Origin of the sequence: Pseudomonas tritici, assembly GCF_014268275.3 — a bacterium.
Classification (GTDB): domain Bacteria; phylum Pseudomonadota; class Gammaproteobacteria; order Pseudomonadales; family Pseudomonadaceae; genus Aquipseudomonas; species Aquipseudomonas tritici.
In genome coordinates this window covers 5379172-5405355 of the sequence record NZ_CP077084.1, presented here as the reverse complement: position 1 = coordinate 5405355, position 26184 = coordinate 5379172, and the positions used below count along the sequence as shown (strand labels likewise).

General features: G+C 59.6%; 25 protein-coding genes and 1 pseudogene. 13 read left to right on the top strand and 13 right to left on the bottom strand.

The features are described from left to right. The first annotated feature begins 1 nt into the window (after position 1). From HU722_RS24665 to HU722_RS24655, 3 genes are all read left to right on the top strand, one after another. On the top strand, positions 2-862 hold the full coding sequence (locus tag HU722_RS24665; RefSeq protein WP_065874680.1) for a MurR/RpiR family transcriptional regulator: 861 nt from the start codon (positions 2-4) through the stop codon (positions 860-862). Position 863: 1 nt separating this feature from the next. Continuing rightward, positions 864-2330: an N-acyl-D-amino-acid deacylase family protein gene (locus HU722_RS24660; protein ID WP_065890040.1), complete on the top strand. Its 1467-nt coding sequence runs from the start codon at positions 864-866 to the stop codon at positions 2328-2330. 162 nt (positions 2331-2492) lie between these two features. Further along, complete coding sequence (locus HU722_RS24655) at positions 2493-2861, top strand: glyoxalase superfamily protein (protein ID WP_065874682.1); 369 nt, start codon at positions 2493-2495, stop codon at positions 2859-2861. A 628-nt stretch (positions 2862-3489) separates the two neighbouring features. Here the strand turns inward: HU722_RS24655 and HU722_RS29360 are convergent. From HU722_RS29360 to HU722_RS24645, 3 genes and pseudogenes are all read right to left on the bottom strand, one after another. Continuing rightward, on the bottom strand, positions 3490-4353 hold the full coding sequence (locus HU722_RS29360; RefSeq protein WP_371905354.1) for a methyl-accepting chemotaxis protein: 864 nt from the start codon (positions 4351-4353) through the stop codon (positions 3490-3492). Beyond that, a pseudogene (locus HU722_RS29355) lies at positions 4345-5274 on the bottom strand (methyl-accepting chemotaxis protein); the annotation flags it as partial. The gene HU722_RS29360 and the pseudogene HU722_RS29355, both read right to left, overlap by 9 nt. A gap of 312 nt (positions 5275-5586) precedes the next feature. After that, positions 5587-11256: a membrane-targeted effector domain-containing toxin gene (locus HU722_RS24645; protein WP_186754942.1), complete on the bottom strand. Its 5670-nt coding sequence runs from the start codon at positions 11254-11256 to the stop codon at positions 5587-5589. Positions 11257-11460: 204 nt separating this feature from the next. Here HU722_RS24645 and bamJ point away from each other — a divergent pair, with 204 nt between their 5' ends. Next, a complete protein-coding gene (gene bamJ / locus HU722_RS24640) occupies positions 11461-12078 on the top strand; it encodes a BamJ family beta-barrel-assembly machinery protein (protein ID WP_003176055.1) in 618 nt (205 codons plus the stop codon). A gap of 154 nt (positions 12079-12232) precedes the next feature. Here the strand turns inward: bamJ and HU722_RS24635 are convergent, their stop codons facing one another. The 3 genes from HU722_RS24635 to HU722_RS24625 form a co-directional block, all read right to left on the bottom strand. Continuing rightward, on the bottom strand, positions 12233-12490 hold the full coding sequence (locus HU722_RS24635; RefSeq protein ID WP_003194088.1) for a PA4570 family protein: 258 nt from the start codon (positions 12488-12490) through the stop codon (positions 12233-12235). Between the two features lie 161 nt (positions 12491-12651). Next, positions 12652-12993, bottom strand: a complete 342-nt coding sequence (locus tag HU722_RS24630; protein WP_065874684.1) for a zinc ribbon domain-containing protein YjdM — start codon at positions 12991-12993, stop codon at positions 12652-12654. 203 nt (positions 12994-13196) lie between these two features. Further along, complete coding sequence (locus HU722_RS24625; RefSeq protein ID WP_186754941.1) at positions 13197-14165, bottom strand: polyprenyl synthetase family protein; 969 nt, start codon at positions 14163-14165, stop codon at positions 13197-13199. 239 nt (positions 14166-14404) lie between these two features. Between HU722_RS24625 and rplU the strand changes: the two genes are divergently transcribed. From rplU to HU722_RS24590, 7 genes are all read left to right on the top strand, one after another. Further along, the gene (gene rplU, locus HU722_RS24620; protein WP_003176051.1) at positions 14405-14719 is read left to right on the top strand and encodes a 50S ribosomal protein L21; all 315 of its coding nucleotides are present in this window, start codon (positions 14405-14407) and stop codon (positions 14717-14719) included. 34 nt (positions 14720-14753) lie between these two features. Then, entirely contained in the window at positions 14754-15011 is a 258-nt protein-coding gene (rpmA, locus tag HU722_RS24615; protein WP_003176049.1) for a 50S ribosomal protein L27, read from the top strand. 193 nt (positions 15012-15204) lie between these two features. Beyond that, complete coding sequence (gene cgtA / locus HU722_RS24610) at positions 15205-16428, top strand: Obg family GTPase CgtA (protein WP_065874686.1); 1224 nt, start codon at positions 15205-15207, stop codon at positions 16426-16428. Between the two features lie 111 nt (positions 16429-16539). Then, positions 16540-17658 (top strand): glutamate 5-kinase, encoded by a 1119-nt coding sequence (gene proB / locus HU722_RS24605; protein WP_005791305.1) that lies wholly within the window; start codon positions 16540-16542, stop codon positions 17656-17658. 15 nt (positions 17659-17673) lie between these two features. After that, entirely contained in the window at positions 17674-18138 is a 465-nt protein-coding gene (locus tag HU722_RS24600) for a CreA family protein (protein ID WP_065874460.1), read from the top strand. 101 nt (positions 18139-18239) lie between these two features. Continuing rightward, the gene (locus HU722_RS24595; protein ID WP_049711568.1) at positions 18240-18722 is read left to right on the top strand and encodes a glutathione peroxidase; all 483 of its coding nucleotides are present in this window, start codon (positions 18240-18242) and stop codon (positions 18720-18722) included. Between the two features lie 165 nt (positions 18723-18887). Beyond that, entirely contained in the window at positions 18888-19991 is a 1104-nt protein-coding gene (locus HU722_RS24590) for an NADH:flavin oxidoreductase (protein ID WP_065880726.1), read from the top strand. A gap of 48 nt (positions 19992-20039) precedes the next feature. Here HU722_RS24590 and HU722_RS24585 read toward each other — a convergent pair whose 3' ends face one another. The 3 genes from HU722_RS24585 to cysZ form a co-directional block, all read right to left on the bottom strand. Next, complete coding sequence (locus HU722_RS24585) at positions 20040-20219, bottom strand: hypothetical protein (protein ID WP_065874462.1); 180 nt, start codon at positions 20217-20219, stop codon at positions 20040-20042. A 107-nt stretch (positions 20220-20326) separates the two neighbouring features. Continuing rightward, positions 20327-21505, bottom strand: a complete 1179-nt coding sequence (locus tag HU722_RS24580) for a glycosyltransferase family 4 protein (protein WP_065874463.1) — start codon at positions 21503-21505, stop codon at positions 20327-20329. 54 nt (positions 21506-21559) lie between these two features. Continuing rightward, positions 21560-22327, bottom strand: a complete 768-nt coding sequence (gene cysZ, locus HU722_RS24575; RefSeq protein WP_065880727.1) for a sulfate transporter CysZ — start codon at positions 22325-22327, stop codon at positions 21560-21562. A gap of 283 nt (positions 22328-22610) precedes the next feature. Between cysZ and trxB the strand changes: the two genes are divergently transcribed. Further along, positions 22611-23573: a thioredoxin-disulfide reductase gene (gene trxB / locus HU722_RS24570; RefSeq protein WP_065890035.1), complete on the top strand. Its 963-nt coding sequence runs from the start codon at positions 22611-22613 to the stop codon at positions 23571-23573. 180 nt (positions 23574-23753) lie between these two features. Here the strand turns inward: trxB and HU722_RS24565 are convergent, their stop codons facing one another. Continuing rightward, a complete protein-coding gene (locus HU722_RS24565) occupies positions 23754-24095 on the bottom strand; it encodes a HopJ type III effector protein (RefSeq protein ID WP_065874465.1) in 342 nt (113 codons plus the stop codon). 261 nt (positions 24096-24356) lie between these two features. On the opposite strand from HU722_RS24565, the gene HU722_RS24560 reads away from it, so the two are divergent. After that, positions 24357-24845 (top strand): hypothetical protein, encoded by a 489-nt coding sequence (locus tag HU722_RS24560; RefSeq protein ID WP_202895309.1) that lies wholly within the window; start codon positions 24357-24359, stop codon positions 24843-24845. 43 nt (positions 24846-24888) lie between these two features. On the opposite strand, the gene HU722_RS24555 is transcribed toward HU722_RS24560, so the two are convergent. Genes HU722_RS24555 through folX form a run of 3 tightly spaced genes read right to left on the bottom strand, consistent with a single transcriptional unit; the run spans position 24889 to position 26184 of the window. Continuing rightward, complete coding sequence (locus HU722_RS24555; RefSeq protein WP_065874466.1) at positions 24889-25458, bottom strand: hypothetical protein; 570 nt, start codon at positions 25456-25458, stop codon at positions 24889-24891. A gap of 31 nt (positions 25459-25489) precedes the next feature. Further along, a complete protein-coding gene (locus HU722_RS24550) occupies positions 25490-25789 on the bottom strand; it encodes a DUF1244 domain-containing protein (protein ID WP_065874467.1) in 300 nt (99 codons plus the stop codon). A gap of 23 nt (positions 25790-25812) precedes the next feature. Then, positions 25813-26184 carry a dihydroneopterin triphosphate 2'-epimerase gene (gene folX / locus HU722_RS24545; protein WP_065874468.1) on the bottom strand — a complete coding sequence of 124 codons (372 nt, stop codon included), beginning with the start codon at positions 26182-26184 and terminating at the stop codon, positions 25813-25815.

Below are 26184 nucleotides of genomic sequence, written 5' to 3'. Positions count from 1 at the left end.
CATGGACATCCTCTACCAGATCCGCGCCCGCCAGGATTCCTTCAGCGCCGGTGAAGGGCGTATCGCCAGGCTGATGCTGGAGGACGTAGGCTTTGCCGCTTCGGCCAGCCTGGAAGCGTTGTCCCAGCGGGCCGAGGTCAGCACGGCGACCTTGTCGCGGTTTGCGCGCAGTGTGGGCTGCCGGGATTTACGCGACTTGCGCCTGCAATTGGCCCAAGCCAGTGGCGTCGGCAGCCGCTTCCTGGACCCTGCCGGGTTGCCGGAACAGTCGGCGTTTCATCGGCAGATTCTGGGTGATATCGAGGCGACGTTGCGTCAGCACTTGTCGGGCTTCAACCAGGCGAGTTTCGTTGACGCGGTCAGCCTGCTGGGCAAGGCACGGATGATCCACGCGTTCGGCATGGGCGGCCCGTCGAGCTTGTGCAGCGATGAATTACAGGTGCGCTTGGTGCGCCTGGGCTATCCGATTGCGGCTTGTCATGACCCAGTGATGATGCGCGTCACGGCAGCGACCTTGGGCCCGGAGCATGCATTGATTGTGTGTTCCCTGACCGGCCTCACCCCTGAGTTACTGGACGTGGTGGAACTGGCGCGCAACTACGACGCGCGTATCGTCGCCATCACCCTGGCCGATTCGCCCTTGGCCCAGTTGGCGGATGTGCTGCTGCCGTTACAACCGGCCGAAACCAGTTTTATCTACAAGCCCACCGCCGCGCGCTACGGCATGCTGCTGGCCATCGACCTGCTCGCCACCGAGCTGGCGCTGGCCATGCCCGACGACAACCAGGAACGCCTGCGCCGGATCAAGCTGGCCCTGGACGATTACCGCGGCGGCCCCGACAGCCTGCCGCTTGGAGACTGATATGAAGTACGACACGTTGATACGCCAGGCGCTGATCATCGATGGTCGCAATACGCCCGGCTACGTTGCTGATGTGGGGTTGCGCGACGGGCGCATCGAGACGATCGGTGACTTGTCGGCGGCCGTGGCCGAGCATGAAATCGACGCCATGGGACGCGTGCTGGCGCCGGGTTTTATCGACGTGCACACCCACGATGACACCGTGGTGATTCGCCATCCGCAAATGCTGCCCAAGCTCAGCCAGGGTGTGACCACGGTGATCGTCGGCAATTGTGGCATCAGCGCCTCGCCGGTGAGTTTGCGCAGCGATCCACCGGACCCGATGAATTTGTTGGGCACGCGCGAGGCGTTCACTTACCCACGGTTTGCCGACTACCGCGCGGCGGTGGACGGGGCGCATCCGGCGGTGAACGTCGCCGCACTGATCGGCCACACAGCATTGCGCAGCAACCATATGGACGACCTGCACCGCAGCGCCTCGCTGGATGAGATCGCCGCCATGCGCGTGCAGTTGCAGGAAAGCCTCGAGGCCGGCGCCCTTGGTTTATCCACAGGCCTGGCCTATGCCAGTGCGTTCAATGCCGAGACTGATGAAGTGCTGCAACTGAGTGAAGAACTCACCGCGTTTGGCGCGGTGTACACCACCCATTTGCGCAGTGAATTCGAGCCGGTGCTGGAGGCGATGGACGAGGCGTTTTTGATTGGCCGGCATGCCAAGGCGCCGGTGATTATTTCCCACCTCAAATGCGCCGGCGCGGGGAATTGGGGGCGTAGCCCGCAGCTGCTGGCATCGCTGGAAGCGGCTGCGAAAACCCATCCAGTGGGGTGTGATTGTTATCCCTATGCGGCGAGTTCTTCGACCCTGGACCTCAAGCAGGTAACTGACGCGTTTCGGATCACCATCACCTGGTCGACACCGCACCCCGAATTGGGCGGGCGCGACTTGCAGGACATCGCCGCCGAGTGGGGCGTTTCGTTGATGGATGCAGCGCGCCGCCTGCAACCGGCAGGGGCTGTGTATTACGGGATGGATGAAGAAGATGTGCGCAAGATCCTGGCGCATCCATTGTCGATGGTCGGGTCGGATGGGCTGCCGGAAGACCCGTTTCCACATCCGCGTTTATGGGGGGCGTTTCCACGGGTATTGGGGCATTTCAGCCGGGATGTCGGGTTGTTTCCGCTGCACACGGCGGTGCACAAAATGACCGGCTTGTCGGCGGCGCGGTTTGGTTTGGCCGGGCGCGGTGAAATCCGTGAAGGGCACTGGGCCGACCTGGTGTTGTTCGATCCGCTGCGCGTGCGCGATGTGGCGGATTTCAAAGAGCCACAGCGGGCGGCGGAAGGCATCGATGGTGTGTGGGTCAATGGCGTGTTGAGCTACAGCGACGGGCATGCGAAAGGCCTGCGCGCAGGTCGCTTCCTGGCGCGCAGTGGGGATTTGCGCCGTGGATTCGTGGTGGGTGGATAGACCGGGTTATCGTTCATCGCAGGCAAGCCAGCGCCCACAGTTGACCGAATGTGGCTGGATAAATGCGATCAACAGTGAGAGCTGGCTTGACTGCGATTGCGATCTGTCATTCAACACGGGAAACCCTCTATAGTTGTGGTTTTCAGACACGGAGGCGGATACATGCACTTAGGAAAAGTCACCCCCATTTTGAGGATTTTCGACGAGGCCAAGGCATTGGAGTTCTACGTCGACTTCCTGGGATTCAAGGTGGATTGGCAGCATCGTTTCGAGGCGAATTATCCGTTGTACCTGCAGGTGTCGCTGGGTGAGTGCGTGCTGCATTTGACTGAGCATCATGGCGACGCCTCGCCAGGTTCGGCGGTACGCATTCAGGCGCAGGGCGTGGACGCCTATCAGCAGCAATTGGCGGGCAAGGATTACCGTTATGCCAAGCCTGAGGTTGAGGACACGCCTTGGGGCTCGCGCGAGATGAGCATCAAGGACCCGTTTGGGAATCGGGTGGTGTTTGCCGAGGAAGGTGAGGGCTGAGGGGTAAATCGCAGGCAGTAAAAAACCGCCTTAGTAGGGCGGTTTTTTATTGCAATCCCAGTTTGCGGCTGGGGTTGCGGCTTCAAAGGAGCAATGACGTGCATCGCGATATTAAGGCCCCTGAAGTCTGTCATGCAAGGTTTGATACTGAGCGGTTACATTTTTTGATGTATCAGTATTATCTGTAAAAAGTAGCAACAGATTTGAAGGGGGTAAGCGGGTATTCGGGCGCCGACCGTCACACCTTCAGCTGGAAGGTCGGGTTAGTATCGGCTCGGTTTCACGTTCGTCGTTTTACAGGTTGGCTGGGTTAACGCGAAGATTTCGACCGACCGCCACGGACTTGCACTCCGTGCCGGATACATGTGGAAGGATCATAAACCCGGCCGCCTCAAAGGAAGCATTGACGTGCATCTGAAGGCTCACGTGTTCCGGTAAGTGCGCTGGAGGTAAGGCCCAACTTACGGAGGGCCGAGTATGTTTAAGTTTGCACGACGTACATGGAACCTCGTAGTGAACTGCCTGCGTGCTTATCACGTATGGAAGTTCCTGCGGGACAGCTTTGATGACCGTTAAGGTCTGAGAAGTGGAGCCGCTTCGGTCTAGGCCGAGGCGGCTTTTTGGTTTCTTAAACCCGGAAGTGGCTGACCATCTGCTGCAACTGGCTACCCAACCGCGCCAGTTCCACACTCGACTTGGCCGTCTCATCACTCGCCGTCGCCGTCTGCTCCGACACATCGCGCACATTCACAATGCTGCGGCTGATTTCTTCAGCCACCGCGCTTTGCTGCTCGGCCGCTGCGGCAATCTGCTGGTTCATCGACTGGATGTTCGACACCGTTCGGGTGATGTTTTCCAGGGACACGCCAGCCTTGCGTGTCAGCTCGACGCTGCTGTCGGTGAGGTTGCGGCTGTTGTTCATCACCGCGGCGACTTGCTGAGTACCGTTCTGCAAGCCGGCGACCAGGCCTTCGATTTCTTCAGTGGATTTCTGGGTGCGCTGGGCCAGGCCGCGCACTTCATCGGCCACCACGGCAAACCCACGACCGGCTTCACCGGCACGCGCTGCTTCAATCGCCGCGTTGAGGGCCAGCAGGTTGGTCTGTTCGGCCACGGCCTTGATCACGTCCATCACGCTGCCGATCTTGTTGCTCTCTTGTTGCAGATGGGTCATGGCGTCGGTGGAGCGCGCCACTTCAGCGGCCAGGCGCTCGATCTGGGCAATGGCCTCGGCGACCACTTTGTCGCCGGCGCGGGCTTGGCCGTCGGCATCGGCCGCGGCCAGGGAGGCTTGCTCGGCGTTGCGTGCCACTTCCTGCACGGTGGCGGTCATTTCGTGCATCGCGGTGGCGACCTGGTCGGTCTCGATTTTCTGGCTGTTCACACCAGCGCTGGTCTGCTCGGTCACGGCCGACAGTTCCTCGGCGGCGCTGGCGATCTGCGTCACGCCGTCGCGAATGCCGCTGATCAACTCACGCAAGGTGGTGCCCATGCGCTGGATGCCTTGTTGCAGCACACCCAGTTCATCGCGACGGGTCACTTGGATGTTGTGGCTCAGGTCGCCGGAGGCAATGCGTTCCACCACGGCCAGGGTGTCCTGGATCGGGCGAGTGATCTGGCGAGTGATGACCCACGCGGCGATAACGCCGACCAGCAGCGCCAGCAGTGTGCTGATCAACTGCAGGCTGCGGGCCTGGGCGCTTTCGGCGTCGCGACGGGTCAGTTGGATCTCATACAATTTGTCGCTGATCGTAACGATATCGGCGCCCTGGGTGGTCATCTCGGCACGGGCGGACACGATGTTGGCGTTGGCGGCCTTGTAGTTTTGCACGGCGCTGCGATAGGCACCCAAGGCTGTTTCCAATGCGGTCAATGCGCTTTGCTGGCTGGTGCCAAAGGCAGTATTCAGGCCTTTCAAGCCTGCAATGGCTTTTTCGATTTGCTCGGCGGCGCGGGCTTCGGTGTCCGGGTTGACGTTGCCGGTGTAGCCGCGCACTTCGTAGCGGGCCAACTGGAATTGCATCTTGGCATCGGCGACGGCCTGGAACTGTGCGAAGCGCTCCGAACTGTCAGGCATCTGCTTCACGCTGGACTCCAGCGCATTGATTTGTGCATTGGCAATGTCGGCCTTGTCGCCCATCAACTGGCGCGAGGCGTTGCCGTTACGGTAAGCCTCACGCATTTTGTTCAGCGATTGCTGATAAGCGGTGATGATGGATTTCTGCTCGTTGAGCAGCTTGAGGTTTTCCGGGCTCTTGAAGCTGTCCAGCAGTTTCTGTTGCTGGGCAACGAAGGTGTCCAGGTTGGTCTGTACGTTCTGCGCCACGGCTTCGTCGCCGTTGGCGAGCATGTACTGCAGGCGCACGATTCGCAGTTTGGTCAGGGAGGCGTTGAGCTGGGTGATGTCGCTCATCCAGTTGCTGCGGTCGATCAGGCCGCCCAGGCTGGTCCAGCCGGTGAGGGCCAGGATCGAGGTGAGAACCAGCACCAGGCCAAAGCCCAGGCCGAGTTTGAGGTTGACGCTGATGTTGCCGAACCAGCTGTTCATCGAATACTCCGCAAGAATGATTTCGGTGTGCTGGACGGTGTTGTTGTTGGGGCCAGCCGAGTTATGTAGGCCTGTATCGGCGGCAATGTGTGAACCTGAAATACTTTCGTCGCCCGAATGACTCGGCGGTCGAAAACGGCCCCGCCCCTGGCATTGGGCGGGGCCGTGTGGCGTGGCTCAGGTGACCGCGCGCAAACCCGGCCCGATGCCCAGCGGCGGATGGCTCTTGAGTGCCTCGATCAATTGCGCCAAGTACAGAAAACGTTGTTCCTTGAGCCGATCCCAACGGTCAATGAAGTAGCGCCCACGGTCGTCGATTTGAATGGCGGTGGTTACGACACCTTCATTCCTGGAACGATGCACCAGGTAGATTTCAGTCGCCGAGGGCCGCTCGATCAGGAACTCGCCGGCCAGTTTGAGTGTGCTGCGATCAGCCCGTGGTACTGGCGGTGGCAGCGGTTTTCCGGGTAGTCCTACGCTCAGCTTGAAGTCACTGCGCAGGGCCATTCCACCCGCTTCGTCAGCCGTTTCCCAAGCGCCGAGATGCAGCGCTTTCGCAAGGCTTGGCGCTACATCGTGGATATGCAGGCTGATGGCGTCCTGCAATTGCGCGATGCCCGGCACAAGAAAATAGGTGTCGGTATGCGCCGTGCCCATCAGCGCCACCCACTTGTGCGCGCCTTGTGCTGCCTGGTCGGCCTTGATCACTTCGTTGGCGAAATAACTGAACAAGGTATTGCGCTCGCTGGCGTCGCCAATGCCCTTGGTGTGGTAGCTGGCAGTGCAGTCCAGCGCCCGAATGCGGAGCCCGTACTTATTGGCGGCGGCCAGTACATTGGTGTAGGTGTTGGGGCCGGTGTAGCGCCACATATGGCCCTGGTCCTGTGCCTTCAGGTAGCGTTGCAAACGATCAGGCATCTTCAAGGTGCTATGGAAACTCTCCAATTGCGCCTGGTGCATGTCTGTCAGCAGGTGTTCCACATAGAGGGTCTTGACGCCCTGCTTCTTCAGCCACTTCATGTGTTTGATCAGAAATTGCTTGGGCGATACCGCCGAATGCACTTCGCCGATCACCAGGCCCAGCTTGAATTTGTACACCTGCTCGATGAAATCCGTCTCGGTGTTTGCGGTGGTCAGATGAGCCAAGGATGGCCGCGCCGCGGGGGTATACGTGTCGAGAAAACTGCTGGCACGGTCATGCAGTTTTTTGCGTATCTGAGTAAAGCTTCGCAGTGCCTCTTTTTGCGGTGCGGCCAGGTTCAGCGACGTGTAGCGAGGGTCCAACCCGCGAGGCTCGCCGGCTATTTGCATGATGTCCGCGTGGAAATGCTGCGGGATATCGAACTCATTGAAATGCGTCGCCACCATCCCGACCTGCGACAATCGCGATGTACCTTGTTGTGCGAGGACGTGATGAGCGGTGGGCAGCGCCAGCCGGTAGTCACCGCGCGCCTGGGTGGCGACATTTGCATCGGGCCAGATGCCCGTCGGTTGGCCCGGAGCTGCGTCCGCGATGCGCAGGGCCAGGGTGTTCTGCAGGTCGGCCAGGCCTGCCACTTGCTCATAGGTGCCAAGGCGATTTTGCTCGACCAACGCGATCCACCCATCCGCCGCGTCGCGCTCCATGACTTTGTGGGAATAGAAGTTCCTGAGCTTGCTGGCGCGGGGGATAAGGCGCTCGCCTTCCCCCAGGGCCAATACCTGTTCCAGATGATATGACGCCGAACCATCTAACCCCTCCACTGCGACGTTGTGGCGGTGGGCGCTGAGCATCAGTTGGCGGTAACTGAAGGGCGCTTGGCGGTGCAGCCCGAGCGCCACGTCGACGTTGGCCAGGTGCGCCTCCACCTGTTTGAGTGCGCGGGCGATATCGCCTTTGACCTGCTTATTCAGGACCTGCAATTTGCTGCGGAAAATATCCGCTGGCAGGTTTTCGATGTACAGGCGCTTCAAGCCTTTCTCCGCCAGGGCTGGCATGTTCTCGATAAGCAATTGCTTGCTGGCGATGGAGTTGTTGTGGGCGCCGATAATCAGGCGTTTTTGCGGCGTGAACAGGTTTTGCAAAATGTCAGCGTGGGCGGCGTCGGGTGCGAATGTCGGCTTGGCGGGCCGTGCAGGACGCGGGCCAAGCGCCTGGAAGAAGGCTTCGGCATCCGCGCTCAACCGCTGTACCTGCGCGGGGTAGGCCTCTTTGAGTGGCGCCAGTGCTGTGCTGGCACTGGCACGGGCGGCGAAGTCCAGGCCGGAACCCCAATCGGTCTGTTCCTTGAGGAAGTCCGGCGCCAGCACGGTGCGCAAATTCTTGCTTTGGTCGCGGGCGATCTCATACGGGGCAAGCGGGTTTTCGGCGTCTTCCGGCAGCTTTTCATATCTCGTGCGTCCGCCGCCGGCCATGCCTGAGCGCGTCCAACGGCCCTTGGCGTCCTGACTGACCAAACGCGCTGTCGAGCGATACTCGCCCGTCGAAGCGTCCAGGCGGTAAAGCAAATGCCGTCCCAGCGCATCCGGCTTTTGCGCGGCCCATAGCGTCTGGCCGTCAAACAGCGCGGGTTGCAGGCCGGGTGGCACGGTGCTTTTGAGTGGTTTGAGTGCCGCGGTTTTCAGGGCCTGCTTGCTGGCGGGAATCAACGGACGCAGGGGCGACAGCAAATTGAACGTCCCCTTTAGAACCTGGCGGTAATCAAACAGCAAGGCACCGCCGCTGTTAAGCAAGTAACCGAGAAAGTGCTGCAGCGCCATGCCTTTGTCGCGCTGCTGATAGGCGTTGAGCGCCAGCATGGCGTCCTTGAATGCCAGCAGGCCGCCCAGGCTCAGGCTCAGGGGCGGGAATGGGATCGTGGCGACGGCGGTCAGCCATTCCACGCAGGTCCAGAGAATGCCGGTGATCATCTGCGTGCGGTTGCCCGTCGTGGCGTTGACGTCGTCGATCTTGCGTTGCAGCGCCATGTTGTAGAACTCATGGCGCAGATCGGCCAGGGGGGGCGCGTGGGCGATCGCGTCATAGCGGGCCGGGCTTGGCGTCGTGCGGTTGATATCACTGGGCAGGCCGTTGCGCACGCTCTCCAGAAATCCGCTGACCCGCGATCGGGACTGCGTCGGCACGCGCCCACAGAAGTAGGCCGGCATGCCGTCGACCTGCTTGAGCAGATAGTTGAACAGCCTGGCCTCGCGAAAACTGATGCCATCTGGAGCGTTCGGGGTATAGAGCAGCGTAGGGTTGTCGGCGTGACTGAACAGGTAGTTGCCGATCACCCATTCACCGTCGATGAATACGCGGTGCACGCGGTAGCTGTTGCGTTGGCTGACGGCCGTGTCGCCCAGGCCATCGATGGCGCGCTCCAGCCAGGCGAGGTCGACACTGGCGATATGGCCTTGCAGGCGCGACTCAAGGGCCGCGCCTTTCATCTGCAGTTGGTTGATCTTCAGGATGGCGTTGCGCCGTTCGGCATAGCCCTGGCTATCGACTTGCAGTTGCAGACGGACCTGATCGGTGTAGCGCTGGCCGATCCACACCCCAGTCACTGAGCGGGCCACGTTCTGCGCGGTCAGCGGGCTCAGGTCCACGCCAGCCAGGCCGCGGAAAGTGGCGCTGGCGGAGAATTTTTCGTCGAGGAACCCCACGCCGTCTTCGTAACCGTCGCGGTACAACTGCGTGTAGGGCATTTCGGTTTTCGGCCCCAGCAGCGGCTTGGGCGAGTAGACGAAAACCGTGTCTGGATCGACATCATTCTGCTTACGCCCCAACAGCCGATTGAGGCTGGCTTTGGCGTGTTCATGCACATACGCCTCAAAGGTCGGCAGGCGCGCCTCCGAATCGGGCCGGGCATCGTAGGCGCGTTGTGCGCCCTGGGCATCTTCGGCCAGGCTGGTGAGTTTGATTCGGTCGGCTGCCGACGCCGCTCGATACCAGGGTGGGCTGCTGTGCTGGTAGTCGTCCAGCGCCTGGGATTCGAGCCAATGGGCGACCATCGCGTCCAGGCAGTCCGTATGGTTACACGCCGGGCCGAAGGTGACTTCCTGATACTCGTTGTCCCCTGGCTTAAAGCTCAGGTTGTTCAGGAAGGTCGCCATCTTGGGACGAAAGCGCACGGGGACTTGCTGGATCACATAGTCACGCATCGCCCCGGACGCTTCATCCGCCCAGCCGATGATGTGGGCCTGGCATTCCCGCAGGCTGTCGAAGGCCATGAACTGCCGAGCGCGCGGGGCTTCGGGTGTGCATAGCAGCAGGCGCTTGACCTGGCCGCTGGCATCTTCGTCGCGCAGTACCCACAGGTCTTTGAGTTGCGCGCCATGGACCAGCACCGGTTGCGCCCGCAGGTGCGGATGAAGATTGGCGCGCAGTTGTTCGAAGCGCCGGTAATCGGCCGGGTCCAGATGGCCCTGGAGCCTGGCGAGGCTCGCCAGCGTGAGCAGGCGTTGATCGAGCAGCGTCCTTGTCGCCTGTTTGATTTCAGGCGTACCGAGCATGCTTTTTTGCTCGGCGGCAAAGTCCAGGCGCGGATGCAGGTCTTGTAACAGGAGGGCCAGCACGTGCGGAGTCAGTTGGGCATGATCCCCCTGCAACGGCGTGTCGGCGTAGGTGAGTTGGCTGCGATGCAGGAAGTCGGAGCCAGGCAACCCGTCGTCGGTGTGCAGGCCTGCCAATGACAACGCCACCAGGTTATGGCGTTGTGCATAGTCGCCGGCGAGGGCGACCTTGCGCTGGGTGGTGATGTGCAGTTGATGCGGATCGAGGTCGTGGATATCCAGGTCGTCTGCCAGCCGCTCTACCAGTTGGTAGTGCGCCAGGGCCTGTGGTGTGGCGGCGGGGCCGAACAGGTCGAGGAATAACTGGCGGGCCTGATTGTAGTCCGCCAGTTTCGCGATCAACGCGTGTTGGTCAGTCGCTGCGGCATTGCGGAACCAGACGGGCAAACGGTTGTAGAGGGCTTGTTCCAGCAGGCGTTGGGCGCGAAATTCCAGGCGTTCGGAGAGGTCGGGCAGCGCCGCCTGAATGGCGGCGTCCAGCAATGGAACCCGCGTGGCAGGCGTGTGGTTCGCCAGGGCGGCCTCGATGTCGAGGCTGCGTTTGTCCAGCAGCGCCTGGTAGCTGAATTCGAACAGCGGCTGGTCGGTGATCGGTTGCAGTTCCAGGGGCCAGATACCGGCGCTGTCCAAATGTTGATAAGCCACAGGCAAGTGGCGAGTGAGCACGTCCCGGTCGGTGGCGGTTGCCATGATTGTCAGCAGGCCCTGGTCGAGGTCGTGCAACGAGTCGAAGGGTTCCAGGCCACGGGATGGCATGAAAAGCAGCACCGGACCGACCGGCTCGCCGGAGGTCAAGTCGTTCACCACGGGGCTGGCCTGGCGCGTGAGCACGAAGGCGCCGGCAAAGGCCACGGTCTGTTCCTGATAGGTGAACGTCAGGGCATACATGCCTGGACGGAACGCCGGGCCGCGGGAGCAGTCTTCCACCATGCGCTGGTCGGACGGTGTGAGCAGGTAGTCCTTGGCGTTGAGGCGCGCTTCCTGTTCCAGCGCGGTGCTGCCGGCGGTATAGGTCATGTAGGCCTTGCGGCCCTGGCCATCCACGCGGCTGGTTTCATCCAGGGTTTGCAGTTGCTGGTCTAGATTGGTTTTCAGGCGCGCGAGCGAGGTGTCGTCTTCGGCAAGGCCGTTGTAGAGCGCGCGGGCCTGGGTGAAGAAAGCCGCGTTGGCTTGCTTGAGCGTGGCGTTCACTTTTTCCAACGCCTGGAGCGTGTGTGGTAATTGGACGGGGCGCAGCGTCTGGCCGCGCAGTGTCGGGTCGATCTCGAGCAGTTGGGTCTCGAGCTGCTCAAGGGTGGGTTCGGTCAGGGTGCTCATCGGCACAGTCCTCATGATGATGAAGTGAATCCTCAGCATGAGGTGACGCCCGGGCGGCGCAGCGGTAGATAGCTAGGGGGCAGGGGTGGGCTCATCAGGGGCAGGTTTTCTGTGCTAGTCTGCTGGCCCTTTTAGTTCTGGAGGACACGGGAAGCGCAGCGCTCATGCAGCTTTTTCGGTGTCTTCCTACAGCGGAGCCTCTTCATGTCCGAAGTTAATCTGTCCACCGACGAAACCCGCGTCAGCTACGGTATTGGCCGTCAGTTGGGTGACCAACTGCGCGACAACCCGCCGCCGGGCGTGAGCCTGGACGCGATCCTGGCCGGCCTGACCGACGCCTTCGCCGGCAAGCCAAGCCGTGTGGACCAAGAGCAGATGGCCGCCAGCTTCAAAGTGATCCGCGAAATCATGCAAGCCGAAGCGGCTGCCAAGGCTGAAGCTGCAGCGGGCGCCGGCCTGGCGTTCCTGGCTGAAAACGCCAAGCGTGATGGCATCACCACCCTGGCTTCCGGCCTGCAATTCGAAGTGCTGACCGCAGGTGATGGCGCCAAGCCAACCCGTGAAGACCAAGTGCGTACTCACTACCACGGCACCCTGATCGACGGCACTGTGTTCGACAGCTCCTACGAGCGCGGCCAGCCTGCAGAATTCCCGGTTGGCGGCGTGATCGCTGGCTGGACTGAAGCCCTGCAACTGATGAATGCCGGCAGCAAATGGCGCCTGTACGTGCCAAGCGAACTGGCTTACGGCGCTCAAGGCGTTGGCAGCATCCCGCCGCACAGCGTTCTGGTGTTCGACGTCGAACTGCTCGACGTTCTGTAAGACTGGGCAGCATTGACGCCAGCTTGATATGGGAGCTGGCTTGCCTGCGATAGCATCACCTCGGTAGCAAGGTTGACCGAGTCGTCTGCATCGCGGGCAAGTCGAAGCGTCGACTCCCACACCAGGCCGGTGCATTCATGGCTTGTAGTGTCGCTCATGGATGAAACTTGCCATTGAGCTCCGTGGCCGGGCGCAACGCTCGGGCATAGCAGAACAGAAACAGATTGCGCACCACTTCCTTCAACACGCCAGGTTCACTTGAACTCAGCCCGTTGACGTCCAGATCACCCTGATCCTGCAGTTCATTCAGGGCTTCTTCTTCCAGTACCGCACAGACTTCGCCGGTTTCCCGATGCAGGATCCGCAGGTAAGGGTGTGGGCGGTCCAGCCAGGCATCTATCAAATAAGTCATGGGTTGCATCTCCTTGATGGGTTTCAATGAGAATAATTCTTATTCGTAGAATAGCAAGTGTCTATTGGCGGTTTCTGGTTTTTTCTGTGTGGATATTGCGTGGGGTCAACGCAGAGGGCGAAACGCCATCCCGCGGCGGGCGCGGGATGGAGGTAGCACATTCAGACTTTGCGCACGAACTCGGACTTGAGCTTCATTGGGCCGATACCGTCGATCTTGCAATCGATATCGTGGTCGCCGTCGCACAGGCGGATGTTCTTGACCTTGGTGCCGACCTTGACCACCAGGGAGGTACCCTTGACCTTGAGGTCCTTGATCACGGTGATGGTGTCGCCGTCCTGCAGGACGTTGCCTACAGAGTCTTTCTTCACGGCGTCGTCGCTGGCCGCTTCGACTTCGCCATTGGCGGACCACTCATGGGCGCATTCCGGGCAGATCAGCTGGGCGCCGTCTTCGTAGGTGTATTCGGAGTTGCATTTCGGGCAGGGTGGCAACGTGCTCACTAAAGCTCCTTAAAAGTCAGGATGGCTAAAAGTCGCACATTATATAGGGATTTGCAGCGAGAGCGGGGCAGTGGGTGGTAATGAGGTCCAAATGTGGGAGCGGGCTTGCTCGCGAAGGCGGTGGGTCAGCTAGAAGCTTCTCACTGATATACCGCCTTCGCGAGCAAGCCCGCTCCCACACAAGCCCATTCCGCCAATAGTCTTTAGTGCGTACGCGCGACCGCAAACTCACTCAGCTCAACCAGGGCGTCCCGGTATTCACTGGCCGGCAGGGCGTCCAGGCATTTGATCGCACGGGCGACATAATCACGCGCCAACTGTGCGGTGTACTCCAGCGAGCCTGACGCCTCGACGGCGGCACGGATGGCCTTCAGGTCTTCGATCCCGCCTTTCTGGATCGCCTTGCGCACCAGGGCGGCTTGTTCCGGCGTGCCTTCGCGCATGGTGTAGATCAGCGGCAAGGTCGGCTTGCCTTCGGCCAGGTCGTCGCCGACGTTCTTGCCCAGGGTCTCTGCGTCGCCACGGTAGTCGAGCAAGTCATCTACCAATTGGAAGGCTACGCCCAGGTGGTCGCCAAAGGTGCGCAGGGCTTCGGACTGTTCGGCCGTCGCGCCACACAGTGCAGCCGCGCTATGGGTGGAGGCTTCGAAGAGCATCGCGGTTTTGCCGCGAATCACTTCCATGTAGGTTTCTTCGGTGGTGCTGGCGTCGCGGACCTTCGACAGTTGCAGCACTTCGCCTTCGGCGATGATGCGTGTGGCCTGTGAAAGAATCTTCATCACCGGCATCGAGCCAAGTTCAACCATCATTTCGAACGATCGCGAGTACAGGAAGTCGCCCACCAGTACGCTAGGGGCATTGCCCCACATGGCATTGGCGGTTTCGCGGCCACGGCGCATGCCGGACATGTCGACCACGTCGTCATGCAGCAGGGTGGCGGTGTGCAGGAACTCGATAGTGGCCGCCAGCAGGCGCAGGTCATCGCCTTCGCGACCCAGGGCCTTGCCGCACAGCAACACTAATAAAGGACGCAGGCGTTTACCGCCCGCCGACGTAATATAGTCGCCAATTTTGGAGACCAGCGGCACTTTAGAAGTCAGCTGCTTCTTGATGATGCCGTCGACGGCGCTAAAATCGTCCGCGACCGCGCGGTAGAAAGCTTGGGGTTGCATCAGCGACAGTCGCTCCAGAAGGGTTGCGCGGCATGCTAGGACCCAGGCCCCCGGGTGTCAAGGCGCGATAGACGGCCACTTGCAACGCGTCAAAGCCTTGCGTACAATCGCGCACCCTGAACTTCCTGGGCAGCACCTGCCTTACGCAATTGCATTCGGGACGTCCATCCCATGCAGCCATGCCAGCCAATACCTCTTCTTATAAAGCGCTGGGTGAGCAGGATTATCGGAGAAATACCATGTCGTACGCAGTAATTGTTACTGGTGGCAAGCAATACAAGGTCGCCCCAGGTGAATACCTGAAGATCGAAAAACTGGAAATCGCTACCGGCGAATCCGTTACTTTTGATCGCGTTCTGTTGGTCGCCAATGGCGATGACGTGAACATCGGCGCTCCAGTTGTTGCTGGCGCTACCGTTGTGGCTGAAGTGATCTCCCAAGGTCGTCACGATAAAGTCCGCATCATCAAGTTCCGTCGTCGTAAGCACCACATGAAGCGTATGGGCCACCGCCAGTGGTACACCGAGATCAAAATCACCGGTATTCAGGCTTAATTTCAGCCTAATTCCTCACTAGGAGAATTGACTCATGGCACACAAAAAAGCTGGTGGTAGTACCCGTAACGGTCGCGACTCAGAAGCCAAACGCCTTGGCGTTAAGATGTATGGCGGCCAGAAAATCATTCCGGGCAACATCATCGTGCGTCAGCGCGGCACCCAATTCCACGCCGGTTACGGTGTTGGCATGGGTAAAGATCACACCCTCTTCGCTAAAATCGAAGGCGTGATCAAGTTTGAAGTAAAAGGCGCGTTCAACCGCCGTTACGTGAGCGTTGTCGCAGCTTAACTGCGAGATCGCTGGAAAAGCCCTGTCTCGCGACGGGGCTTTTTCGTTTGTGGGGTGAGTCTCTTGCAAAGCTGTTTGTAATGGGCTCAAGCGCGGGATGTGCGGTCGTTGATTGAGGTCGCTGCGCTCATTTTTGCAAGAGTCTTATGTCTTGGTTTCTTAAGCTCGTCCGTGCGGCGAGAGGCGTTTTGTTATGAAGTTCGTTGATGAAGTTTCCATCCGAGTAAAAGCAGGCGACGGCGGTAACGGTTGCATGAGTTTCCGTCGCGAAAAATTCATCGAAAACGGTGGTCCTAACGGCGGTGATGGCGGTGACGGCGGTTCCATCTACATGATGGCCGACGAAAACCTCAACACCCTGGTCGACTACCGTTACACCCGGCACTTTGATGCCGAGCGTGGCTCCAACGGCGGCAGCACCGACTGCACCGGTAAAAAAGGCGAAGACCTGGTACTGCGCGTACCGGTTGGCACCACGATCATCGACTCGGCCACCCAGGAAGTGATTGGCGACCTGACCAAGGCCGGCCAGAAGCTGATGGTTGTGCAGGGCGGCTGGCACGGTCTGGGTAACACCCGATTCAAGTCCAGTACCAACCGCGCGCCACGCCAGACCACGCCAGGCAAGCCGGGCGAGCAGCGTGACCTCAAGCTGGAAATGAAAGTCCTCGCCGACGTAGGCCTGTTGGGCCTGCCGAACGCCGGTAAAAGTACCTTCATCCGTTCGGTATCGGCCGCCAAGCCGAAAGTCGCCGACTACCCGTTCACCACCCTGGTACCCAACCTGGGCGTGGTCAGCGTCGACCGTTGGAAAAGCTTCGTGGTCGCTGACATTCCTGGCCTAATCGAAGGTGCTTCCGACGGTGCTGGCCTGGGGATTCGCTTCCTCAAGCACTTGTCGCGTACCCGTTTGCTGCTGCACCTCGTCGATATGGCGCCGCTGGATGACACCAGTGCACCGGACGCCGCCGAAGTGATCGTCAGCGAGCTGACCAAGTTCAGCCCGGCCCTGGCCGAGCGTGATCGCTGGTTGGTGCTGAACAAGTGCGACCAGATCCTCGAAGAAGAGCACGAAGAGCGCGTCAAGGAAATCGTTGACCGCCTGGAATGGACTGGCCCGGTCTACGTGATCTCGGCCATCGCCAAAGAAGGCACCGAGCGCCTGACCCGCGACATCATGCGCTACCTCGAAGACCGTGCCGACCGCCTCGCGGCCGACCCGGTGTTCAAGGCCGAACTGGCTGAGCTCGATCAGCAGATCGAAGACGAGGCCCGTGCCCAGTTGCAAGCCCTGGACGACCAGCGTGCCCTGCGCCGCAGCGGCGTGAAGTCGGTCCATGACATCGGCGACGATGATTGGGACGAAGAAGACGTGGATGATGAAGACGGTCCGGAAATCATTTACGTGCGCGACTGATCTGTTGCGATAAACTTGAACGCCGCTCCTTTTAGAGCGGCGTTTTGGTATCTGGGTATAACGTTATGGGCGGCGCTGGGTCGCGCAGCCATCACTTTAAGGTTGAAGATGATGCGGAGCAAAGTGACAGGTGCGCAGCGCTGGGTCGTAAAGATCGGAAGTGCGCTGCTGACGGCGGATGGCAAAGGTCTGGATCGCGCAGCCATGAGCGTCTGGGTCGAGCAGATGGTGGCCTTGCATGAAGCAGGCGTCGAGTTGGTGCTGGTGTCGTCCGGGGCAGTTGCTGCCGGGATGAGCCGCCTCGGCTGGACCGCGCGACCCAGCGCGATGCACGAGCTGCAAGCCGCCGCCGCCATCGGCCAGATGGGCCTGGTGCAAGCCTGGGAATCCAGCTTTGCCGAGCACGGTCGCCACACGGCGCAGATCCTGCTGACCCACGACGACCTGTCCGACCGCAAGCGCTACCTCAACGCCCGCAGCACCCTGCGTGCGCTGGTGGAGCTCAAGGTCATCCCGGTCATCAACGAAAACGACACGGTGGTCACCGACGAAATCCGCTTCGGCGACAACGACACCCTGGCCGCCCTGGTGGCCAACCTGGTGGAAGCCGACCTGCTGGTGATTCTTACCGACCGCGACGGCATGTTCGACGCCGACCCGCGCAACAACCCTGATGCCCAGCTCATCTACGAAGCGCGCGCCGATGACCCGGCGCTGGACGCCGTGGCCGGCAGTGTCGGCGGCGCCCTGGGCCGTGGCGGCATGCAGACCAAACTGCGTGCCGCACGCCTGGCCGCACGTTCCGGCGCGCACACCATCATCGTCGGCGGGCGCCTGGAGCGCGTGCTGGACCGCCTCAAGGCCGGTGAGCGCATCGGCACCCTGTTGTCGCCGGAACGCGGCATGCTGGCGGCGCGCAAACAGTGGCTGGCCGGTCATCTGCAAACCCGAGGCACACTGGTGCTGGACGAGGGTGCCGTGTCAGCGTTGTCCCAGGGCAACAAGAGCCTGCTGCCGGTGGGCGTCAAATTGGTGCAGGGCAGCTTCCGCCGTGGCGAGATGGTGGTCTGCGTTGCGCCGGACGGTCGTGAAATTGCTCGTGGCCTAGCCAACTACAGCGCCCTTGAAGCGCAGAAAATCATTGGACAATCGTCTGATGCGATTGTCGGACTATTGGGTTACATGGCGGAACCTGAACTGGTGCACCGCGACAACCTGATCCTGGTCTAACCAAAGGAATACACGATGCGTTTAATGAAGGGAATGCTCGGCCTGCTGTTGGCCATGCCGCTGCTGGCGTCCGCCGAGGAAGTCGGCCAGGTGTCGACGGTGTTCAAGTTTGTCGGCCCCAACGACCGGATCGTGGTCGAAGCGTTTGATGACCCCAAGGTCGACGGCGTGACGTGCTACCTGTCGCGCGCCAAGACCGGCGGCGTCAAAGGCGGCCTGGGCCTGGCTGAAGACCGCGCCGAAGCCTCGATCGCCTGCCGTCAGGTGGGGCCGATCCGCTTCAAGGGCGAGCTCAAGGATGGCGACGAAGTGTTCAAGGAGCGCACCTCACTGGTGTTCAAGACCATGCAGGTGGTGCGTTTCCTCGACAAGAAGCGCAACACCCTGGTGTATCTGGTGTACAGCGACCGACTGATCGAAGGCAGCCCGCAGAACGCCGTGACGGCGATTCCGATTTTGCCCTGGCCGACCGCTCAGTAACCCGCAGGCGAGTTTTGCAATCGGCGTCTATGATTGCAGGCTTGCGAGCTGTAATCTCGAAGCGCTGCAATGCGAAGAATATGGGATATCTGGAGTTCGTCATGAGTGCTTTCCACGACCTGAAACTCAAAGCGTTGGACGGACAAGAGCTGCCGCTGGCGCCCTTCAAGGGGCAAGTGGTGCTGGTGGTCAACGTAGCCTCCAAATGTGGTTTGACCCCGCAATACGCCGCGTTGGAAAAACTCTACCAGCAGTACAAGGACCAGGGTTTTACCGTACTTGGCTTGCCGTGCAATCAGTTTGCCGGCCAGGAGCCGGGTACTGAGGAAGAGATCCAGGCGTTCTGCAGCCTCAACTACGGGGTAACGTTCCCGCTGGGCAGCAAGCTCGAGGTCAACGGCCCTGATCGGCATCAACTGTACCGCCTGCTGGCAGGCGAGGGCGCCGAGTTCCCCGGGGATATCACCTGGAATTTCGAAAAATTCCTGTTGGGTAAAGACGGCCGGGTGCTCGCGCGCTTTTCGCCACGTACAGCGCCGGATGATCCGACGATCGTCCAGGCCATCGAAAAAGCCCTGAGCTAAACTTCCCCCCCTGTGGCGAGTGAGCTTGCTCCCGTTGGGCTGCGCAGCAGCCCTGAAAGCCTTGCCACTTTTACCCCTTAATCACTCAGATCAATAGTGCTACTCAGCGCTGCGCACTCCCCATATTATCCACATCATAAATCCAGTCTCCCGTGGAGTGCCCCCATGCCTGTCCAAGCCTTGTTCAAACCGTTCCAGCTCGGTGCATTGCAACTGTCGACGCGCGTGGTCATGGCGCCGATGACCCGCTCGTTCTCCCCGGGTGGCGTCCCCAATTCCAACGTCATCGAGTACTACCGTCGCCGCGCCGCCGCGGGCGTGGGCCTGATCATCACCGAAGGTACGGTGGTCGGCCATCAAGCCTCAAACGGCTACCCCAATGTTCCGCATTTCTACGGTGAAGCCGCCCTGGCTGGCTGGAAGAAGGTAGTCGACGCGGTGCACGCTGAAGGCGGCAAGATCGTTCCGCAATTGTGGCACGTAGGCAGCGTGCGTCGTATTGGCACCGAGCCAGATGCCAGCGTGCCAGCCTATGGCCCGATGGAAAAACTCAAGGATGGCAACGTGGTCGTCCACGGCATGACCCCTCAGGACATCAAAGAAGTGATCAACGCCTTCGCCCAGGCCGCCAGGGATGCCCAGAGCATCGGCATGGACGGTGTAGAGATCCACGGCGCCCACGGCTACCTGGTGGACCAGTTCTTCTGGGAAGGCAGCAACCAGCGCACCGACGAATACGGCGGCAGTCTGGCCAACCGTTCGCGCTTTGCGATCGAGCTGATCGAGGCCACCCGCGCCGTAGTTGGCCCGGACTTTCCGATCATCTTCCGTTTCTCCCAGTGGAAACAGCAGGACTACACCGCTCGCCTGGTGCAAACCCCGGAAGCGTTGGGCGAGTTCCTCAAGCCGTTGTCTGACGCCGGTGTGGATATTTTCCACTGCTCCACCCGTCGCTTCTGGGAGCCTGAATTCGAAGGCTCCACCCTCAACCTGGCCGGCTGGACCCGCAAGCTCACCGGTAAGCCGACCATTACCGTGGGCAGCGTGGGCCTGGATGGCGAGTTCCTGCAGTTCATGGTCAACACTGACAAGGTCGCGCAACCGGCCAGCCTTGAGAAACTGCTGGAACGCTTGAACAACGATGAGTTCGACCTGGTCGCCGTGGGCCGTGCCCTGCTGGTGGACCCGGATTGGGCCGTGAAGGTGCGCGAGGGCCGGGAGAGCGACATCCTGCCATTCAGTCGTGAGGCGTTGACGACCCTGGTTTGAGTGGTTGGACTCCCTGTGGCCGCACAGGGAGCTTTATGGTTTTAGTGACTAGTACTGCGGCCCCTTGTACAGCTCTTTACTGTGGTCGGTTTTGTTTGGGTCTTTATGCCCGGTCTGACCGTAGACAGGGGGGGCTGCCCGGGATTTATCCAGCCATTGTTGCTGACGCGTCCATTCGGCGTTTGGCATGTTGACGCCATTGCGTGCACCCATTCCGTAAGCAGACATTTTTCGTATCTCCAATAATTGAAAGCCCTGCTTGCATAGCAGGTATCAATAATTGGCGTTCAGCATTAAGGAGTTCCCAGCTTAAATATAAGGAAAGACTTAAGGGTTTATCGCACGTAAGGCTGTGTAGGAAGCGCAGGGTTTTCATCGCATGCACCCCGTAGCTGATGCTCAAACTGCTCGATAATCGCCGGCCAACCCTGGCGGCTCGCATGCTGACGGGCATTCAGGCGCATGCGGCGCAAGCTTTCTGCGTCCTCCAGCAACCAGTTCGCGGCCTCACAAAACGCATTCTCATCTCCCGGCATCGCCAGCACACCGTTGTAGCCATGGCGAATATGCTGGGTCGCAGCCGCCTGATCGTAGGCCACCACACCCAAGCCCGATGCCATCGCCTCCAACACCACGTTGCCAAAGGTTTCGGTCAGGCTGGGGAACAGGAACACATCGCCTGACGCGTAATGCCGCGCCAGTTCCTCGCCTCGCAAGGTGCCGCAGAAGATCGCTTCCGGCAGTTCCTTTTCCATCATCGCCCGTTGTGGGCCATCGCCGACGATGATCAGCCTCATCTGACGCTGTGGATAAGTGTCCTGCAACGTCTCAAAGCAACGCTTGAGCACTCCCAGGTTCTTCTCCTGCGCAAGTCTGCCTACGTAGAGCACGGCAGTTTGCTCACTGTTCAATGCCCAGCTTTCCCGCAGCGCGTTGTCGCGTCTGGCTGGGTGGAACAACTGGCTGTCCACCCCGCGTGACAACATCCCCAGACGCTCGAAATGCCTGCGCTCCAACTCCAGGCGCTGGCTGGCGCTGGGCACCAGGGTCAAGGTCGAACGGTTATGAAACCAGCGCAGGTAGTGAGTGACCATTCGGCTCAGCATGCTCAAGCCGTATTGGTTCGAGTACTGCTGGAAATTGGTATGAAAGCCACTGACCACGCTGATCCCCAGGCGCCGCGCAGCGCGCAGGGCAGAGAGACCCAATGGCCCCTCGGTGGCGATGTACAGCACGTCCGGACGCTGACGGGTCCAGCGTCGCAGCAATTTGTGCATCGACGACTGTCCCCATTGCAGGCCCGGGTACCCGGGTAGCGGCCAGCCACGGCACAGCAGCAACTCATCGTCGCTGGGGCGGCTCTGGTCGACGCCCTGGCGTGGGCGCACCAGCTCGACTTGATGGCCGCGCGCGCGCAAACCCTCGCACAAGCGGCCAAGGGTATTGGCCACCCCGTTGATCTCTGGCGGGAAGGTTTCGGTAATCAGGGTGATGTGAAGCGAGGCTGTCGTCATGACCCACAGTGTCGCCGTGGGCCATGTCGTCATTGTGTCATCGGCATGATGGATTTATGACGGGGTCACTTTTTTCGGCTGCGCCATCGCTTCGGCACCTTGCTCGCGCACCCAGAACAACGTCGCCCCGGCCACCGCCGCCGGCATCATCAGCAGGTTGACCACCGGCACCAGCAGCACCAGGTAGACGATGCCGCCGAAACTCATGCTCTGCCAACGTTTCTGGCGCAGCCAGGCAAGCATCTCGTTCCAGCCCAGCTTGTGGTTGTCCGCCGGGTAGTCGATGTACTGGATCGCCATCATCCACACGCCAAACAACAGCCATAGTGGCGCGGCGATCAGGTTGACCACCGGAATGAACGACAGGATAAACAAGCCGATGGCCCGTGGCAGGAAGTAGCCCAGCTTGCGCATTTCCCGGGCCAGCGTGCGCGGGACCATGGCGACCAACTCGCCCCAGCTGAAGGCCGGAAAGTCGTCGGTGCCACGTACCACCACTTCAACCTTCTCCGAGAGAAAGCCGTTAAAGGGCGCGGCGATGATGTTGGCCAGCATGGTGAAGGTGAAAAACACCATCAGCACCACTAGCACCACGAACAGAGGCCAGATGAGGTAATTCAGAAAACTCAGCCAGCTCGGCAGCGTCGGCATCAAATGGTCGACCCACACACTGAACTCGTGACCGGCGAAATAGATCAAGCCGACGAACAGCATCAGGTTGATCGCCAGCGGCAGCAAAACAAACAGTCGCAGGCCAGGGCTCAACACCAGTTTGAGGCCTTCACGCAGGTATTGCGGGCCAGAAAGAGCAGGGGCGGGCATGGAGAACTCCGAGCAAAGGGGCGAACGCGCCGACCTTACCGACTTTGCACCTTAGGCGAAAGCGGCGACATCAGCGGTAACAAACGTGTCGATGAACCAACCCGACTGCATAGAGACCACCTATGAGCTGGATTGTTATTCCGTATTTCCTTAATCTTGCCCCCCTCGATACGCTGCACCCATTATTTTTCAGGGCCTGCGAGTTCAAGCCTTCCCCAAGTGCTTCGTAGTCCCTTTTTTATTCCAGCCGCCTTGTAGTCCGGGCGGTCGATAGGAGTGAGTCATGTCTGATACCCGTCATTCGCGAGTGATTATTCTCGGTTCCGGCCCTGCCGGTTACAGCGCTGCGGTCTACGCTGCCCGGGCCAACCTCAAGCCGCTGCTGATCACCGGCATGCAGGCGGGCGGTCAGTTGACCACCACCACCGAAGTCGACAACTGGCCGGGCGACGTCCACGGTCTGACCGGCCCGGTGCTGATGGAGCGCATGAAAGAACACGCCGAGCGCTTTGAAACCGAGATCGTGTTCGATCACATCAACAAGGTCGACTTCTCCAAAAAACCTTACAGCCTGAGGGGCGACAGCGGTGTGTACACCTGTGACGCGCTTATCATCGCCACGGGCGCCAGCGCCCGCTACCTGGGCCTGCCATCGGAAGAAGCGTTCATGGGCAAGGGCGTATCCGCCTGCGCGACCTGCGATGGTTTCTTTTATCGCAACAAACCGGTTGCCGTGGTCGGCGGCGGCAACACGGCCGTGGAAGAGGCGCTGTACCTGGCGAACATCGCCAGCACCGTGACCCTGGTTCACCGCCGCGAGACCTTCCGCGCCGAGAAGATCCTGATCGACAAGCTGCACGCCCGTGTCGCTGAAGGCAAGATCATCCTCAAGCTCAACGCCACCCTGGACGAAGTCCTGGGCGACAACATGGGCGTGACCGGTGCTCGCCTGAAAAACAACGACGGCAGCTTTGACGAACTGAAAGTCGACGGCGTGTTCATCGCCATCGGCCACACCCCGAACACCTCGCTGTTCGAAGGCGTGCTGGAAGCCAAAGACGGTTACCTGGTGGTGCAGGGCGGCCGTGAAGGCAACGCCACCGCCACCAACATCGAAGGTATCTTCGCTGCCGGTGACGTGGCTGACCACGTGTATCGTCAGGCGATCACCTCGGCCGGTGCTGGCTGCATGGCGGCACTGGATGCCGAGCGTTACCTCGACGGCCTGCAGAACGCTTCGTTCTGAACCCGTTGAACTAAAAAACCGGCTGTGAGGCCGGTTTTTTATGTCTGAGATTTGATTAACGCCTCAGTTCAAATGTGGGAGCGAGCTTGCTCGCGAACGCGGTGTATCAAATACACATTAAGTGACTGACACTCCGCTTTCGCGAGCAAGCCCGCTCCCACATTTTGATCTGTGTTTGACTCAGGACTTGCGAGTCAGGGGCTGTGCGGTGAACTTTACGCCGGCCAGGCCATGCGCGATCAAGGCGCGGATGTTGGCGTGGTCGCTGCCCTCAGGCGTCGCCACTACCGAACGGTAATGCTCGCCAAAAGCCAACAGCGCTTCCTGATCGCTCAGACCTTCCAGCAGGGCCAGACCCAATGTCTTGCACGAACCCTCGTTCTGCCCGGCCGCATTTTCTACAGCGCCATTGGTGAAAGCTTGCGGCTGGTAATCGTAACCGGCAGCGACAAAAGCCAAGGTGTCGGAAAAAACGTGTTCGCCGCTGTTGAGGCTGGCGCGAAGGGTGGTCAGGTCGGTCATGGGTATGGAGCCTTTTAACGTCGGGGTCAATATATACACGCGTATGTGCACGCGCGCGCATGGTAGCTTTTTTGAGTGTCGAGATCATTCGGTGCAGGGATATTTTAAAAGGTTTGCGTTTTCGTGGTGGTGCTTCCTAGAATTCGCGCAACCATCCCGCTCGATTGAACGAGTAACAGGGTTTGAATAACTGTAGGAGTTGCTGTGTTAAGGATAATGTTGTGTGCGACGGTTGCGGGAGTCTTGTTAAGTGGTTGTTCGGTGGCTACCTACAGCCACAAATTGGAAGATGTTCAGGGCGGCGAACGGGTCGGTGTCAGTTTTGATAACCGTAATATTGACTATATCCGTGTCTACCCTAATACCGGTACGTGTATAAATCTGGATGACCCGCAAAATGGCTATACCAATAATGCGGTGGGTTTTCAGACAGCAATGAACAATAAGATCGAAGGGTTTCCCGACATTCCAGAAACCCCGCCGCTGCGCCGCGAGTTTTGGGTGAGTGCACAAAAAAATATCGCAGTGCGTATGATTTCAGCTAATGGTTCATACAGTACTGTCACGTTCAAACCGGTCGTAGGGTCTTACTATTATGTGACCGGGCTCTTCGTTAATCAGTATGCCCCGCGCACGCTCACTGTTTATGAAGTCTACAAAACCGAGAAGGGCTACTACGATAAAAAGCCTGTCACCGACTTGGCTCTGGAAAACTGTGAGGATGGCACGTTCAGGCTGCAGAAGTTCTGATTCCGTATTGGCAGGCAGCCGTTGCGGCTGCCTGCCCGCCGGATTAGGTCAGCTTGTAGCCTACAGAACGATTGTCGTACCAGGCATCCAGCGTGCTGAGTAGTTTTTTAGCCTGTTCTACCGTCAGCCCGAAGTAGCGATCCTTGCCGTCGATGTGAATCACCAGCATCGGCACGCCCGCGCGGGTTTGAGTAAAGTCAAACTGATACTCGACTTCTCTGTTTTCAAAAAGATAACCATAGGTGTTCCCCGCAGGCCGTTTCATCGTTAAACGCTTGGCGGTGTGCGTGTCGGCCTGTGCCCATGCTAGGAAGTCACGTATGGGTTTGACTTGTGCCTGATAGTCGTTTCGGATAAATCCAAAATAGCTGACACTGTCACTTGGGTTGATGAACTTTGCTAACGCAACTTTTTCTTTGTTGTCCGATATTTTTACGTCGAAAACGCGTTGTTCGGCACAGTCGTTAAAGGCCGGTTTAAACTCGCAGCCACCCAGACCGCTCACAGAATAAATTTCGTAATAGCGTCCGCTGGCATATTTGTCAGCGGTGGAGCAAGCGCCTAACGACAATAGGCCTAGCATTAAGGCGAATTTATATACTGAGTGCTTCACTTGACCTTCCTTTGGTTGCTTCCATGTTTAATCAGTTATTACCGTTGCCGTTTTTAGCGAACGCTGCCTGTTGGTCGGCGCTGGCTTCTTTCTGATACTGAGCTTTCCACTCGGCGTATGGCATGCCGTACACCACTTCACGGGCGTCATCGAGGCTCAGCTCGATCTGGCGCTCGTCAGCTTCAGCCTTGTACCACTTGGACAAGCAGTTGCGGCAGAAGCCCGAGAGGTTCATCAGGTCGATGTTCTGCACATCCTTACGGCTGTCCAGGTGGGCTACCAGCCGGCGAAAGGCGGCGGCTTCGAGTTCGAGGCGTTGTTGATCGTTCATAAGGCTCACTGGCAATTCAGGGGTTAGCGGCTGGCCGCCAGGGTAATCGAAACCGATTCGGCAAAGCGCAGCGCGTGGGGCTTGTCGACTTCGACTTCGGCGTACAGCACTGATTCATTACTCATCACCAGGTCCAGCAATTCCTGGGTCAAGCGCTCTAGCAGCGCAAAGCGGTTGCCTTCCACATGGGCGATGATCGCCTTGGTGATGGTGCGGTAGTTCAGCGCATGGTCGATGTCATTGTCGCGCACGGCTTCCTGGGCGGCATACAGGATGGTCAGGTTGATCAGCACATCCTGCTTGTTGAGGATTTCCTCCTCGTTGATACCGATGTAGGTGCGCAGGCACAGGTCCTTGACCCGGATACGCGCCATGCCTGGTTGAAGTTGTGGCAT